Source organism: Bosea sp. 29B, from assembly GCF_902506165.1.
GTDB lineage: Bacteria > Pseudomonadota > Alphaproteobacteria > Rhizobiales > Beijerinckiaceae > Allobosea.
On the sequence record NZ_LR733817.1, the window covers coordinates 5,972,015 to 5,987,020 of the forward strand.

Genomic DNA, 15,006 nt, shown 5'->3' on the forward strand with positions numbered 1-15,006 from the left:
CAGTTTAAGTTCATCACATGATCACCGTTGGCGCCTTTGAGGCCAAGACCAAGTTTTCCGAGTTGCTTGATCGTGTCGAGCGGGGCGAGGAGGTCGTGATCACGCGCCATGGCAAGACCGTGGCGCGGATCGTGCCCGATGGACCGCTCGATGCCGAGGCTGAGCGGAAGGCCCGCGAAACCAAGGCGGCCGAGATCAAGGCGGAATTTGCTCGGACAAGGGAGATGTTGCGCCGCGAAGGTGTCAGCCTCACGCGTGACGAGATTATCGAGCTCAGAGATCTGGGCCGCCGATGAAGGCCGTCATCGACGCTTCGATCGTCCTCGCTGCGCTGGCTCCGGACGAAGCGTCGCCATCCGCGATGCGCATAATCGAGCCATTCTTGTTGGGCGGCGGTCATGCCCCTGCGCTGTGGCCGTTTGAGATCGCGAACCCGCTGTATTGGAAAGTACGTCGGGGCCTGCTCTCCTCCACAACCGCTGAGCAGGCTCTAAAGAGTGCCTATCGCATTCCACTGACCTTCGACCAGCTATCCCCAGCCGAGGTGGCGCGCGATGTGGTCCCTCTGTGCTGGAAACATGGGCTGACGGCCTATGATGCCGCATATCTGGAACTCGCCTTGCGTCTTGCTGCACCTCTCGCTTCGATCGACAACGCTCTCATCCGCGCCGCTGCGGCGGAAGGCGTGAAAGTGCTCTGATCCCATGAAAACCTCCGACACCGACATCCTGATCGTCCCCGGCTGGTCGGGCTCCGGGCCCGACCATTGGCAGAGCCGCTGGGAAGCCAAACTGCCGACGGCCCGCCGCGTCGAGCAGGAGGACTGGTACAAGCCGACCCGCGACGGTTGGGCGAACCGCATCGTCGCTGCCGTCCGCGCCGCGACGAAGCCGGTCGTTATCGTCGCCCATTCGGCCGGCTGCAGCGCGGTCGCGCATGCGGCCGGGCATCTGAAACCGCATGAGGTCACCGGCGCCTTCCTGGTCGCCCCGGCTTCCGAGCGCGCCAAGCGCGCCATCCCCGGCATGGCCGACGATTTCACCGCGATCCCGCTGAAGCCCCTGCCCTTCCGGTCGGTGCTGATCGCCAGCGCGACCGATCCCTACTGCACACCGGAGGAGGCCAAGGCGCTGGCCGAGGCCTGGGGCTCGGAATTCGTCGACGCCGGCGACAGCGGCCATCTCAACACCGAATCCGGCCATGGCCCCTGGCCTGACGGCCTGCTGCGCTTCGCCGGCTTCATGAAGAGCCTGACGGCGGTGTGAGCAATGCAGGCGCCGCCCCGCACTTTGCGAGCTGAAGCAAGAACCCGCAGCATTCCGAAGTTGCATCAAAATGGCGGGGTTCGATCTGTTCCAGACGCCGACTGACAATCGTCGCCGCTAGATTGGTCATCTGTCGGCACCGACCGGCAAAATGAAGCTAGCGAGGAATAGCCATGCATGAACTTGCCGTTCTAGCCTCGATCCTCGGTGTTTTCCTGCTTGGCGCGATTAGTCCCGGCCCGAGCTTCGTCGTGGTCTCGCGCATCGCCATCTCCGGGTCCCGCGCCGATGGCGTGATGGCAGCGATCGGCATGGGCATTGGCGGCTTCATCTTCGCGACGGTCGCGGTCGCAGGCCTGACGACGCTCCTGTTGCAAGTCGAGTGGCTCAACCTGGCGCTCAGGCTGGCCGGCGGCGCCTATCTGGTCTGGCTCGGCATCAATATCTGGCGCGCCGCGCCCGAACCGCTCGAGGTCGCCGACACAGCGGGCGAGAGATCGAGCACGCTCTGGAAGTCGCTGCTGAAAGCCCTTTTCGTCCAGCTCTCCAATCCAAAGACGGCGATCTTCTACGCCTCCATGTTCGCAGCCCTGCTGCCCTCGCCCACGCCGTCATGGATGTATTTCACCCTGCCGCCGATGCTCTTCCTGATCGAATTCATCTGGTACACGATCGTCGCCGTCGGGTTTTCAGCCCGCGCGCCAAAGGCGGCCTATCTGCGCTCGAAGATCTGGATCGACCGCGCGTCCGGAGCCGTAGTCGGAGCCCTCGGCCTCAAGCTGATGACGGATAGCGTGCGCTCGTCCGTTTGACTTTGGGAAGCGGCAGTCGCGAGCCTCTGCCGCGCCTCCCCGCTCCTTGTCAGCCGGATGATGCGGCCGTGAAGACCGCTCGCTGAGCCGCGAAAGCGCGCTGATAAGCTGGACGCGCCTCGGCGCGGGTGACATAGGCGGCAAGGTTCGGCCGCTCCTCCAGCAAGCCCGAGCCCTGCAGCCGCCGCAGCACCGTCACCATCAGGAGGTCGCCGGCGCTGAATGCGCCGTCGAGCCAGTCGGCATCGCCGAGGTGGTTGGAGAGGCCTTCGAGCCGTTTGCGTATGATGTCGTCGAGGGCGCTCAGGCGCTCCTCGTACCATGGCTTGTCGCGCTCGAGGATCCTGACCAGGCTGCGGTCGAAAATCTGCGGCTCAAGCGTGTTGAGCGCCGCGAACATCCACATGATCGCCCGCGCCCGGGCCTTCGCCTCGTCCGGCAGCAGGCCGGGATGGCGCTCCGCGACATGGAACACGATCGCCCCCGACTCGAACAGGGTGAGATCGCCATCCTCATAGGTCGGGATCTGCCCGAAGGGCTGAATCGCGAGATGCGCGGGCTCCTTCATCGTCTTGAATGACAGAAGACGAACCGCGTAGGGCTGGCCGGCCTCTTCGAGCGCCCAACGCACGCGCATATCGCGCGCCAGCCCATTGCCCCGATCGGGCGAGCGTTCAAAGGCGGTGATGGTGGCGGTCATCGGCAGGCTCCCAGGGACTGCTTGGTGGGCTTCGCATCCAAAGGACGAAAAGCCATCGCGGCTCCCGACAATCCGCGCGTTCTTTTTCTGCCTCGTGGCCCCGTGATCCGATGCAGGGCCAGCCTCAAAGAAAAACCCGCCCCGGATCGCTCCGGAGCGGGCTCGTCTCATGCCTTGCGGCGATCAGCGACGATCAGTTCTCAACGTAACCGATCTTGCCGTCGGCACCCTTCTTCCAGGTGTAGACAGTGTAGTCCGGGCGGGTGATGTCGCCCTTCTTGTCGAAGCCGAGCTTGCCGATCACTGTATCGACCGGGGCAGCACCGTGCAGCGCCGCAGCGATCTTCTTCGGATCGAGCGAGTTCGCACGCTTGGCACCTTCGGCCATGACCTGGACAGCGGCGTAGCTGTACAGGGTGTAGGCTTCCGGCTTGAACTTGCGGGCCTCGAACTTCTTCAGGACGGCAGCCGCCTCAGGACGCTTCTGCGGATCCGGCGGGAAGGTCATCAGCGTGCCTTCGACGCCCGGGCCACCGATCGTGGCGAACTCGTCGGTGGTGATGCCGTCGCCGGAGATCAGCACGGTCTTCAGGCCCTGGTCGCGCATCTGACGCACGATCAGGCCGCCTTCGGTGTGCAGGCCACCCCAGTAGAGGTAGTCGGCGCCCGTCGACTTCAGCTTCGAGATCAGAGCCGAGAAGTCCTTCTCGCCAGCGTTGACGCCTTCATAGAGCACGTCCTTGATGCCGGCCTTGGTCAGACCCTTGCGCGTCTCGTCGGCGAGGCCCTGGCCATAGGTCGTCTTGTCGTGGACGACGGCGATCTTCTTGCCCTTGAGGTTCTTGGCGATGTATTCCGCCGCCACCGAACCCTGCTGATCGTCACGGCCGCAGGTGCGGAACACGTTCCACAGGCCGCGCTCGGTGATCTTCGGGTTGGTCGCCGACGGGCTGATCATCAGGATGCCGTTCTCTGCGTAGACTTCCGACGCCGGCATGGTGACGCCGGAGTTGAAGTGGCCGAGCACCATCTTGACGCCATCGCCGACGAACTTGTTGGCGACGGAGACGCCTTGCTTCGGATCCGAGACGTCGTCGCCGACCACGACCTGGATCTTCTGGCCGAGGATGCCGCCGGCCGCGTTGATGTCTTCGGCAGCCTGTTCGGCCCCGTTCTTCAGCTGCGCGCCGAAGGCCGCATTCGGCCCCGTGATCGGGCCGCCGACGCCGAGCTTGATCTGTGCGTTCGCTACGCCCGAAAAGGCGAGGACCGCGCCAAGGGCAATACCGCCCAAGAGCAGCTTCTTCATGCGTTGTGACTCCCCTGTGAGTATATTACGGGTCGGCTTGGCCGTCCCGTCTCGGCGCGTGGTGCCACCGGAATGCGCAGTCTTGCGCTTTTTCGAGGTGCTGTCACGCGGCAAGCCCGGTGAACTTTGGTGGTGTTTGCGCGGCGTCAGGAGCTCTCGCGAGCCCTCCAGCTGAAGGGGCCGGTGCGCTCATAAAGCCAGCGATATTGCGTCGTCATCTGCCGCGCCCGGTTGTAGCGCCAGCCGGCGACGGCGAAGGCGAAGAGCACCAGTGTGTCGACGATGTAGTAGTGCAGCGTCAGCAGCGTCGCCTCGAACAGCGCGAAGTGAATGAAGCGGATCACCAGCCCGAGGATCAGCGTATAGAAGACGAGCTGGAGCGGCGGGCGCCAAGTGATCGCCACCGCCCGGCCGGCCATCCAAGCGGCCCAGCCGCCCATCACCACCGTCACAAGCAGGAAGAGCCAGATGGTCGGCTCCTCATAGAGAATGCCCTGCATCATCGTGCTCCGTTCAAGCTCGCGGCGCTCAATGCCGTCCGCCTTCGAGATAGGCCGCCCGCACTTGCGGATTGGCGAGCAGCTCCTTGCCGGAGCCACTCATGGTGATGACGCCGTTGACCATGACATAGCCGCGATGGGCGAGCTTGAGCGCATGGAAGGCGTTCTGCTCGACCAGGAACACGGTCAGCCCCTGGCTGCGGTTGAGCTCCTTGATCGCCTCGAAGATCTGCTTGACGATCAGCGGCGCGAGACCCAGCGAAGGCTCGTCGAGCATCAGGAGCTTCGGCCGCGCCATCAGCGCCCGTGCGATCGCCACCATCTGCTGCTCGCCGCCCGAGAGCGTGCCGCCGCGCTGCTGCAGCCGCTCCTTCACGCGGGGAAATAGCGTGCAGATCTTCTCGAGATCCTCGTCGAAATGCTGCATGCCGGCGACGGCAGCGCCCATCTGCAGGTTCTCGAACACCGTCATGCGCGGGAAGATGCGGCGGCCTTCCGGCGATTGCGCGATGCCGAGGCGCGAAATCTCATGGCTCGGCATCTTGGTGATGTCGCGCCCCTCATAGGTGATGGTGCCTTCGCGCGCCTGCGGAGTGCCGAAGATCGTCATCATCAGCGTCGACTTGCCGGCGCCGTTGGCGCCGATCATGGTCACGATCTCGCCCTGGCGGACATCGACGTCGACACCCTTCAGCGCGATGATCTTGCCGTAATAGGTCTTGACGCCGCGGACGGAGAGAAGCGCCCCTGCTTCGCTCATAGGCCGACCTCCGCTTCCACCTGCTCGACCTCTTCGTCGTCGACGCCGAGATAGGCCGCGATCACCTTCGGATCGGCCTGGACTTCGGCCGGTGTGCCGTCCGCGATCTTGGTGCCGTAGTCGAGCACCACGACATGATCAGAGATTTCCATCACCACCGACATGTCGTGTTCGATCAGGAGCAGCGCCGTGCCGTGGTCCTTGCGGATCGACAGGAGCAGATTGTTGAGGTCGAGGCTCTCGCGCGGGTTGAGGCCCGCGGCCGGCTCGTCCAGGCAGAGCAGCACCGGATCGGTGCACATCGCCCGGGCGATCTCGAGGCGGCGCTGATCGCCATAGGGCAGATCGGCGGCCGGATCGTCGGCGCGATCGATCAGCTTGATCTTCTCCAGCCAGAACTTGGCCTTCTCGATCGCTTCCTTCTCGCGCGCCTTGTAGCCGCCGATGCCGAGTACGCCGAGGAACGTGAAGCCCGAGGCGATCATCAGCGGGTTGTGCTGCGCGACCAGAAGGTTCTCCAGCACCGTCATGCCGCCGAACAGGCGGATGTTCTGGAAGGTGCGGGCGACCTTGGCCTTCCAGGCGATGCGAAAGTCCGGCATGCGCTCGAGCAGGTAGCTGTCCCCGCTATCCTGCGTCAGCGTCATCATGCCTTCGGTCGGCTTGTAGAAGCCGGTGATGCAGTTGAACACCGTGGTCTTGCCGGCGCCGTTGGGACCGATCAGCGCGGTGATGTCGCCCTTGCGGGCCTCGAAGGAGAGGTCGTTGACGGCGGTCAGGCCGCCGAAGCGCATGGTGACATGCTCGACCTGCAGGAGAGGCTTGGTCGTCATCAGCCGTGCCCCTCCTGGACCATGTCGGCCGAGATCACCTTCTTCTCCTTGAGGAAGGCGGTCGGCTCGCGGGTCGAGATCAGCCCGCGCGGCTTCCAGATCATGATCACCACCATGGCGAAGCCGAAGATCAGCATGCGGTATTTGGTCGGGTCGAAATCGGGACCGAAGATCTGCTTCAGCCAGTCGAGCTCGCGCAGCAGCTCGGTGCCGCCGATCATCGCGATCGCGGCGATGGCGCAGCCCCAGAGCGAGCCCATGCCGCCGAGCACGACGATGGCGAGGATCACCGCCGATTCCATGAAGACGAAGGATTCGGGGGAGATGAAGCCCTGCCGCGCCGCGAAGAACGAGCCGGCGAAACCGCCGAACATGGCGCCGAGCGAGAAGGCCGTCAGCTTGGTGTTGGTGGTGTTGATGCCGAGCGAGCGGCAGGCGATCTCGTCCTCGCGCAGCGCCTCCCAGGCGCGCCCGACCGGCAGGCGCCGCAGGCGCAGGCTGACATAGGCCGTCAGGAGCGCCATGCACAGGATGACGTAGTAGAGGAAGATCGTTCGGTAGAGCGGCGAGAATTCCAGCCCGAACACCGCCGCGAAGCCGTCATCACCCGCCGTGAACGGTATCCCGAAGAAGCTCGGCCGCGGAATGCCGGAGATGCCGGCATAGCCGTTCGAGAACTCCGTCCAGTTGATCAGGACGAGGCGAATGATCTCGCCGAAGGCCAGCGTCACGATGGCGAGGTAGTCACCGCGCAGCCGCAAGACCGGGAAGCCCAGGATCATGCCCCAGAAGGCAGCGAGAATGCCGGCGAGCGGCAGCAGGATCCAGAACGACAGGCCGAAATTCTTGGCCAGCAGCGCGTAGGAATAGGCGCCGACAGCGTAGAAGGCGACATAGCCGAGGTCGAGCAGGCCGGCGAGGCCGACGACGATGTTCAGCCCCCAGCCGAGCATGACGTAGATCAGGATCTGGACGCCGAAATTGTCGATCCATTTCAGCGCCCCGCCCCAGCCCGCGAGCGTGATCGCGATGATCGGGAAGGTGAGCAGGAAGCCCAGGCCGAACACCGAGAAGATTCGCGAATGACGCTGGAAGAAGCCGATCGTGCCATGCGGCAGCAGCCGCACCGCCGGCTTGCCTTCGCCGCGCGTCTGCTGGCGCAGCGCCATCAGGAAGCGGCCGACGAAGATGATCGCCACGGCCCAGGCCACCGCGTCCCAGCGCGGATCGAGCACGAGCTGGTTGTCGAGATTCTGGCGCGTGCCCCAGGCGATGATCGGGATGCACAGGCCGAAGGTGACCAGCGCCGCGAAGGCCGCCTCCTTCAATGCCTTCATCATGTCAGCCTGGCGCTTGGCCGGGGTAGATGCCTCTCCTGCCATGAGCTTCAGACCTTCTCGACTTCCGGCCGGCCGAGAATGCCGGAGGGCATGAACACGAGGACGACCGCGAGGATGCAGAAGGCGGCGACGTCCTTGTAGTCGATGGTGAAATAGGCCGACCACATCACCTCGATCAGGCCGATCAGCAACCCGCCGAGCACCGCGCCGGGCAATGAGCCGATGCCGCCCAGCACTGCCGCGGTGAAGGCCTTGACGCCGGGCGTGAAGCCGTCGGCGAAGTTCACGACGCCGTAGAGCACGAGGTACATGACGCCGGCGACCGCCGCGAGCGCCGCGCCCATCACGAAGGTGATCGAGATCGTGCGATCGACGTCCACGCCAAGCAGCGAGGCCATCTTGCGATCCTGCTCGCAGGCGCGCTGGGCCCGGCCGAGCGGCGTCTTCTGCACCAGGTACCAGAAGGCCGCGAGCAGCACGATCGTGGTCACGATGATGACGATCTGCTTGTAGGAGATCGAGACCGGATAGGTCGCGCTGTCGATCAGCAGGATCGACTTGTTCAGCATCGGCGGGATCGGCTTGTTGCGCGGCCCCTGCACGACCTGGACGAAGTTCATCAGGAAGATCGACATGCCGATCGCCGAGATCAGCGGCGCGAGGCGGAACGAACCGCGCAGCGGCCTGTAGGCGACGCGCTCGATCGTCCAGTTCCACAGCGAGGTGAAGAACATCGCAAGAATCAGGACGAAGATCAGCGCCAGCACGATCAGACCGGCCCCGAACCAGGCCGAGATCAGCATGAAGAAGATCAACGCGATGAACGCCGACAGCATGAAGACGTCGCCATGCGCGAAGTTCACCATGCCGATGATGCCGAAGACCATCGTGTAGCCGATGGCGATGAGGCCGTAGATTGACCCCAGGGTCAGCCCGTTGATGAGCTGCTGGACGAATACTTCCATTGAACGACGCCTAACCCCTCGAATCAATTACCCGTTCTTTTTTGCGCGGTATGACACCGACGCATGCGGGATGCGATTACGGCGCAGAGCTACCAACCGTCTGCGCGCTCGACAATCACCCCGCGCCACATTTCTGTCAAAAGCAATCTGCGTCACATTGCATATGCAATAGGCAGCCGATGCTGCGGCTCTGCGCGCATTCGGCGCAAGATGATTGCTCGGCATGCAGTACACGATCCTGCGATATCGGGCCCTGCGGTCGCTGATGTCGCACCACCTGGACGCGAGATACCGGAATGGTGGCTTCGATCGTGTTCAAGGCGTGCGCTTTTGGCCTCGCGCAGGGGCCCGAGCGCTGCCACGATCACCCCCTCGCGAATCCGCTCCCCGAATCCTGCTTCCCAGGTGCGCCATGGTCCTCGCCGCCGCTCCCGTCACCGATGCCGCCTATGACAAGGCGCTCGCTTTGCTCGACCGCGTCCCGCTGATCGACGGCCACAACGACCTTCCCTTTGTCGTGCGGCTCGACCGGACGGCGAAGGGCGATCTCGCCGCCTATGACCTTGGCAAGGTCCACCCCGAGACCGACACCGACATCCCGCGCATGCAGGCCGGCAAGCTCGCCGGGCAGTTCTTCGCGGCCTATGTCCCGCCGAATCACCCCAAGCCCGCCGGCTTCGCGCTGGCACAGATCGCGCTGATGCGCCGGATCTGGGAGCGCCATGCCGATGTCTTCAGGCCGGGCCTGTCGGCCGACGACGTCGAGGCCGCCAAGAAGGAAGGTCGCATCGCCCTGTTCATGACGATCGAGAACGGCTCGGCGCTCGACAACGAGCTCGATGCGCTCGACGCCTATTGGGACCTCGGCGTCCGGCTGATGACGCTCTGCCACAACGATACCCATGACTGGTGCGATTCGGCCACCGACGCGCCGCGCCACAACGGGCTAACCGCCTTCGGCAAAGAGGTGATCGGCCGGATGAACCGGCTCGGCATGGTGGTCGACCTTGCTCATGTCGCGCCCAAGGTGATGCACGATGTGCTCGACGTCAGCACGGCCCCGGTGGTCTGGTCGCACTCCAATGCCTTCTCGCTCTGCGACCACCCGCGCAATGTCCCGGATGACGTGCTCGATCGGGTCGCCAAGAACGATGGGTTGGTGATGGCGACCTTCGTGCCCGACTTCATCAGCCAGGCCTCGCGCGACTGGCACCGGCCGGCCAAGGACCAGTACGGCAAGACGCCGGAAGGGCTCGACTACCAGAAGGCCGAGGCCGAGATCGTCCGCACAGCCGGACCCCGCCCCAAGGCGACGCTGGCTGAATACTGCGACCACGTCGAATACCTCGCCAAGCGGATCGGCCACGATCATATCGGCATCGGCTCTGACTTCTTCGGCGGCCTCAATCCCGAGGGACTGGAGGATGCCTCGACCTTCCCGCGCGTGATCGCCGAGCTGATCCGGCGCGGCTGGTCGGACGAGAACCTCGCCAAGCTCGCCGGCGGCAACATGCTCCGGGTGATGCGCTCGGTCGCGAGCGTTGCCGCGCGCTGAGCGCGGCAATCGCCAAGGCGGAAATGAGGCAAAATTTTAAAGGTATGCTGGCAACGCTGCCGGACCCGACATTGCGAACGGGGACGGAGCACTAACTCCTCCCTGTCCGCGCCAGAACAGCCCGGACAGCGCCCGTGAATCTCTTCCCCGCTTCGATCAGGAACTACCTCGTCGCCACCATGGCATGCCTGTGCGTGCCCGGCCTCGGCGCGCTCGCCTTTCTCGCCGAGCAGGCCGTCGAGGACGTTCTGACCAGCAGACGCCTCGTCGAGCTGGTCGCGGCCGACGAGGCTCTCCTCAACGCCGGCAACACGATCCGCTCCAATCGCGGCCAGGCCCAGACCGCGATCCAGGTCGCCGACGATCCCGCGCCGACGCTGAAGAAGATCGAGCAGGCCAATCGCGACGCGCTCGCCAGCGCCATGACCCTGCTGCGCAGCACCGATCTCGCCGACCGCAAGGGGCTCGCCGATGCGATCGACCAGAAGGAGAAGGCGACTGCCGCCAAGCTGCCGGAGATGTACGCCGAGGCTGGCAAGCCCAAGGCGCAGCGCAGCCTCGCCGCGACGATGCCCTGGTACAACGGCGTCGGCGATATCGAGACCGCGATGACGACGGCCTCTGACGCGACCTCGACCGCGGTCCGCATGTCCGATCCGGCGCTCGCCGACCTACAGAACTTCAAGGCGGCCGGCTGGCGCGTGCGTTCGAGCTACGGCACGCAGTGTTCGGTGCTCCGTCCCGTCTTCGGCAGCAACAAGCCGATGGACGCGGCGCAGCTTCGCCGGCTCGGCGAGATGCGCGGCGCTTCCGACGCCAGCGTCACGCAGCTGACCCAGCTGGCAGCTCGCCCGGGCGTCAGCCCCGAGCTGGTGCGCAAGGTCGGCGCCATGAACGGCGAGGTCGCCGCCGCCAACCGGCTGATGGACGAGCAGATCGGCCGCGTCGGCCAGGGCAGCAGCCCGGTCGTCGGCGCCGAGGAATGGACCAAGCAGTGCAACGGCCCGTTCAACACGATCCTCGCCGCCGTCGGCCAGTCCTTCGACGAGATGGAGAATGTGACGCAGGCGACGCTGACGCGGGCCTGGACCCGGCTGGCGATCACAGGCAGCCTGTTCCTCGCCCTGCTCGCGATCTGCGTCGTGAGCTGGCGCGGCGTGCAGCGCCGCATCACCCGGCCGCTGGTCCAATTGCAGACCGCGCTTGCCGGCATGCAGGCCGGTGACTTCGCCCAGAAGATCCCGGCTCCGCCCTGCCCCGACGAGCTCGGCACGCTCAGCGAGGCGCTCGAGGACTACCGCCAGAACGCGCTCGCACTCGAAACCAACCGGCGCGACCGCGAGGTCGCCATGCTGGCCGATGCCGAGCAGGCCGCCAAGGTCCGCACCCTCGTCGGCGAGGTCGCCGGGATCGTCGCGGCGGCCCGCGCCGGCGATTTCTCCGGCCAGGCCGAGGCCGGTGATGTCGACGGACCGCTGCGCGAGCTGGTCGAGGGCGTCAACGAGATCAACGCCGTCGTCGATGCCGCGACCACCGAATTCGCGCAGGCGATGCAGTTGCTTGCCGACGGTGATCTCACCCATCGCGTGACGACGGGTTATCGCGGCCGCTTCGCCGCGCTGCAGGAGGCGATCAACCAGACCGCCGAGCGGCTCTCGACCACGATGCGGACGATCCAGGCCAACGCCTCCGATGTCGGCCTCTCGGCCCGCGAGATCTCGACCGGCGCCGACGACCTTTCCAAGCGCACTGAGGAGCAGGCCTCCTCGCTTGAGGAGAGCGCCGCAACGACCGAGGAGCTCGCCGCTTCCGTCAAGGCGTCCGCCCAGGCCTCACAGCAGGCGGTCCGCCAGGCCGGCCAGGCCATGCAGGTCGCCCAGGATGGCGGTGTGATCGCCGGCGAGGCAGTTGCGGCCATGGCCCGGATCGAGGGCGCCTCGAAGAAGATCTCCGAGATCGTCTCGGTCATCGACGGCATCGCCTTCCAGACCAATCTGCTCGCGCTCAATGCCGCGGTCGAAGCCGCCCGCGCCGGCGACGCCGGCAAGGGTTTTGCCGTGGTTGCCTCCGAGGTGCGCACCTTGGCCCAGCGCTCGGGCGAGGCGGCCAAGGACATTTCGGGGCTGATCTCCTCCTCGAACACTGAGGTCGAGGCCGGCGTGAAGCTGGTCAAGCAGGCCGGCGACGCGCTGACCCGCATCGTCGAGGCTTCGCGCGGCGTCCAGACCACCATCTCCGAGGTCGCGACCGCCTCGAGCGAACAGGCCAACGGCATCGAGGAGATGAGCCAGACCGTCGCGCATATGGACGAGATGACCCAGGCGAACGCCGCCCTCGCCGAACAGAGTGCCGCTTCGGCCAACGCGCTCGCCGGCAAGATCACCGAGCTCAATGCGCTGGTCGCGACGTTCAGGACCGGCGACGAGCTTGCGCCGGTCGCCAGGGCACCGGCTGCTCCCTATGCTCCCCCGCCTCTGCGCACCTCCGACCTGGCAGCGATCGCGAACGGCCAAGGCGCGGAGCCGGAACGCCTGCGCAAGCTCGCGGCTGCTATCGCCGAGCAGAAAAAGGCAGCGCCGCGCCAGACTCCGGCCCGCAAGCAGGCCAATACCCGCTCGGACGAGTCCGGCTGGGAAGAGTTCTAGGGCCCACAGGCCGTCTTGAAAAAAGCGGGTGCAGCCGAGAGGCCGCGCCCGTTTTTTCGTTTAGCGGAACATTAAGCCTGTTTTGCCATGCTCCCGCCCGATCTCGACAGGTGTGAGGGCCATGGCGTTGTCTACCGAACAATCGCGCTCGGCCGCATCGCGCCTGACGATCCAGCTCCGGATCGCGCTGGTCAGCGTCGTCTTCGTCCTCGGCCTCGTGCTGATCGGCCTGGCATCCTGGACCGGCAGCGGCCGCCTCACCGCCGCTTTCGAGGATCACAAGGCCTATTCCACGCTCGCAGCCCGTTCACGCGAGGTCCGCGCCGCCAGTTTTGCGCTGAAGGCCTTGAGCCGCGACGTCCGTTTTCGTCAGGAAGCCACTGATCTCAAAGACTTCGGCACTGGCCTTGAATCACTGAGGGAGGCGATCGCGCGCCTCGGCAGCGCCAACGGCGCCGAGCGCGTGCACGACAGCATCGCCGCACTCGACGCGCCAATGAAGGCGATCGATGTCGACTTCAAGGCGATCAGCGCGATGCAGCTCGCCCTCCGTTCGGCTGCGCCCGAAGGCCTCGCCGCCAGGCTGGAAGACGCTGCCGAAGCGCTTGAAACCAAGGTCCGCTCCAACAGCATGGGCTCTGATTCGCCCGACCTTGCGCGCCTCCCCGGCATCCTTGCGGCCTTGCGCCGGATCGACGCCGCCTATCGCCTCTCCCTCGACGAGAGCCTTCTTGGCCAATGGGAAGTCGAGCAGGGCCGCTTCGAGCGCGCGCTTGGCCGCCAGGGCGTTCCGGCCGAGGCCAAGGCCGAGATCGAGCCGGCTTTCAAGGCCTATGCCGAGATCGTCCCCGCCTGGAGCAAGGCCGAGAAGGACTTCATGCTCGCCGGCGAGAAACTCTCCGGCGAGTTCGATCTGATCGCGCCGCCGCTGCAGGAGCTCGAAGCCAAGCTTTCCGCCGAAGAGGCGCAGGCCGGCGGCCGCCTCGCCGAGGCGCAGAGCTGGACCCAGATGATCATCCTGGGGACGATTGCGGCCGCGCTGGTGCTTGGCCTGATCGCCGCCTTCATCGTCGGCCGCACCACCGCCCTGCCGCTGCGCCGCCTGCGCGATGCCATGCTGAAGCTCGCCGCCGGCGACTATGAGGTCGCCATTGCCGGCCTGTCGCGCCGCGACGAGATCGGCCAGATGGCGCAGGCTGTGCAGGTCTTCAAGGAGAACGGCCTTGCCGTGCAGCGGCTGGAAGCCGAGACCAGCGAGGGCCGGGCCGAAGCGGAACGCCAGAACCTCGCCATCATCAGACAGCGCGAGGAGGCCGCCGCAGCGCAAGGCTCCAGGCTCGCCGAGCAGCGCGAAGTCGTCGCGCTCCTGGCCGATGCGCTCGCCCGGCTCTCGCAGGGCGATCTCACCGTCCGGATCGAGGATGCGGTCGCGCTGGACTACGAGACGCTGAAGCAGGACTTCAACAGCGCCATCGAGCGCCTCGCCGCCACTGTCGACGCAATCAAGGCGACCTCGGTCGAGGTCGCGACCGCCGGCCGCGAGATCACCAGCGGCGCCGACGATCTCTCCAAGCGCACCGAGGAACAGGCGTCTTCGCTGGAAGAAAGCGCCGCCACGACCGAGGAGCTCGCCGCCTCGGTCAAGGCCGCGGCCGACGCCTCGCGCCAGGCCGCCAGGCTCTCGCATGAGGCGAGCAGCATCGCCCGCAAGGGTGGCGCCATCGTCGACGACGCGGTCCAGGCGATGACCCGGATCGAAAAGGCCTCGCACCAGATCTCGGACATCACCTCGGTGATCGACGAAATCGCCTTCCAGACCAATCTGCTCGCCCTCAACGCCGCGGTGGAAGCAGCCCGGGCCGGCGATGCCGGCAAGGGCTTCGCCGTGGTTGCCAGTGAGGTCCGCACCCTCGCCCAGCGTTCGGCGGACGCCGCCAAGAGCATCTCGGGGCTGATCAAGGCCTCGAACACGCAGGTCGGCGACGGCGTCGAGCTGGTGCGCTCGGCCGGCGCCGTGCTCAGCCAGATCGTCGAGGCCTCGCAGCGCGTCGCGACGACGGTCACCGAGGTCTCCTCGGCCTCGTCCGAGCAGGCCAGCGGCATCGACGAGATGAGCCAGACCATCGCCCATATGGACGAGATGACCCAGGCGAACGCTGCGCTCGCCGAACAGAGCGCCGCTTCGGCCACGGCCTTGGCGCAGCAGATCGAGCGGTTGAACGGGCTGGTCGCAGCCTTCCGGACGCATGATGGCGGCGGCCCGGTCGTCGACTTCTCCCGCGAGCGTCGCCGCGCCTGACCTCGGCGAGGCGGTTGACGGGA

General features: G+C 65.9%; 14 protein-coding genes. 7 read left to right on the top strand and 7 right to left on the bottom strand.

Annotated features, from left to right (window positions below; genetic code table 11):
- Positions 1–17: 17 nt before the first annotated feature.
- From GV161_RS29020 to GV161_RS29035, 4 genes are all read left to right on the top strand, one after another.
- Entirely contained in the window at positions 18–296 is a 279-nt protein-coding gene (locus GV161_RS29020) for a type II toxin-antitoxin system prevent-host-death family antitoxin (protein WP_152012732.1), read from the top strand.
- Positions 293–700, top strand: coding sequence for a type II toxin-antitoxin system VapC family toxin (locus tag GV161_RS29025; protein WP_152012733.1), 408 nt, complete (start codon positions 293–295; stop codon positions 698–700). Before GV161_RS29020 ends, GV161_RS29025 begins: the two co-directional genes overlap by 4 nt.
- Positions 701–704: 4 nt before the next feature.
- Positions 705–1,265 carry an alpha/beta hydrolase gene (locus tag GV161_RS29030; protein ID WP_152012734.1) on the top strand — a complete coding sequence of 187 codons (561 nt, stop codon included), beginning with the start codon at positions 705–707 and terminating at the stop codon, positions 1,263–1,265.
- A gap of 173 nt (positions 1,266–1,438) precedes the next feature.
- Positions 1,439–2,077: a LysE family transporter gene (locus tag GV161_RS29035; RefSeq protein ID WP_152012735.1), complete on the top strand. Its 639-nt coding sequence runs from the start codon at positions 1,439–1,441 to the stop codon at positions 2,075–2,077.
- A gap of 49 nt (positions 2,078–2,126) precedes the next feature.
- Here GV161_RS29035 and GV161_RS29040 read toward each other — a convergent pair whose 3' ends face one another.
- From GV161_RS29040 to GV161_RS29070, 7 genes are all read right to left on the bottom strand, one after another.
- Entirely contained in the window at positions 2,127–2,777 is a 651-nt protein-coding gene (locus GV161_RS29040; protein WP_152012736.1) for a glutathione S-transferase family protein, read from the bottom strand.
- 193 nt (positions 2,778–2,970) lie between these two features.
- Positions 2,971–4,086, bottom strand: coding sequence for a branched-chain amino acid ABC transporter substrate-binding protein (locus GV161_RS29045; protein WP_152012737.1), 1,116 nt, complete (start codon positions 4,084–4,086; stop codon positions 2,971–2,973).
- 146 nt (positions 4,087–4,232) lie between these two features.
- Positions 4,233–4,586: a DUF6867 family protein gene (locus tag GV161_RS29050; RefSeq protein WP_152012738.1), complete on the bottom strand. Its 354-nt coding sequence runs from the start codon at positions 4,584–4,586 to the stop codon at positions 4,233–4,235.
- 28 nt (positions 4,587–4,614) lie between these two features.
- On the bottom strand, positions 4,615–5,346 hold the full coding sequence (locus GV161_RS29055) for an ABC transporter ATP-binding protein (RefSeq protein ID WP_152012739.1): 732 nt from the start codon (positions 5,344–5,346) through the stop codon (positions 4,615–4,617).
- Complete coding sequence (locus tag GV161_RS29060; RefSeq protein ID WP_152012740.1) at positions 5,343–6,179, bottom strand: ABC transporter ATP-binding protein; 837 nt, start codon at positions 6,177–6,179, stop codon at positions 5,343–5,345. Before GV161_RS29060 ends, GV161_RS29055 begins: the two co-directional genes overlap by 4 nt.
- Positions 6,179–7,561, bottom strand: a complete 1,383-nt coding sequence (gene livM, locus GV161_RS29065) for a high-affinity branched-chain amino acid ABC transporter permease LivM (protein WP_152012741.1) — start codon at positions 7,559–7,561, stop codon at positions 6,179–6,181. The genes GV161_RS29060 and livM overlap by 1 nt, the downstream gene beginning before the upstream one ends.
- A 5-nt stretch (positions 7,562–7,566) precedes the next feature.
- Positions 7,567–8,484 carry a branched-chain amino acid ABC transporter permease LivH gene (locus tag GV161_RS29070; protein WP_152012742.1) on the bottom strand — a complete coding sequence of 306 codons (918 nt, stop codon included), beginning with the start codon at positions 8,482–8,484 and terminating at the stop codon, positions 7,567–7,569.
- A 412-nt stretch (positions 8,485–8,896) separates the two neighbouring features.
- On the opposite strand from GV161_RS29070, the gene GV161_RS29075 reads away from it, so the two are divergent.
- The 3 genes from GV161_RS29075 to GV161_RS29085 all read left to right on the top strand — a co-directional run bounded on the left by GV161_RS29075 (position 8,897) and on the right by GV161_RS29085 (position 14,983).
- Positions 8,897–10,039: a dipeptidase gene (locus tag GV161_RS29075; RefSeq protein WP_159650516.1), complete on the top strand. Its 1,143-nt coding sequence runs from the start codon at positions 8,897–8,899 to the stop codon at positions 10,037–10,039.
- A gap of 134 nt (positions 10,040–10,173) precedes the next feature.
- Positions 10,174–12,684, top strand: a complete 2,511-nt coding sequence (locus GV161_RS29080; RefSeq protein ID WP_152012744.1) for a methyl-accepting chemotaxis protein — start codon at positions 10,174–10,176, stop codon at positions 12,682–12,684.
- Positions 12,685–12,805: 121 nt separating this feature from the next.
- Entirely contained in the window at positions 12,806–14,983 is a 2,178-nt protein-coding gene (locus GV161_RS29085) for a methyl-accepting chemotaxis protein (protein WP_152012745.1), read from the top strand.
- The last annotated feature ends 23 nt before the right edge of the window (positions 14,984–15,006 follow it).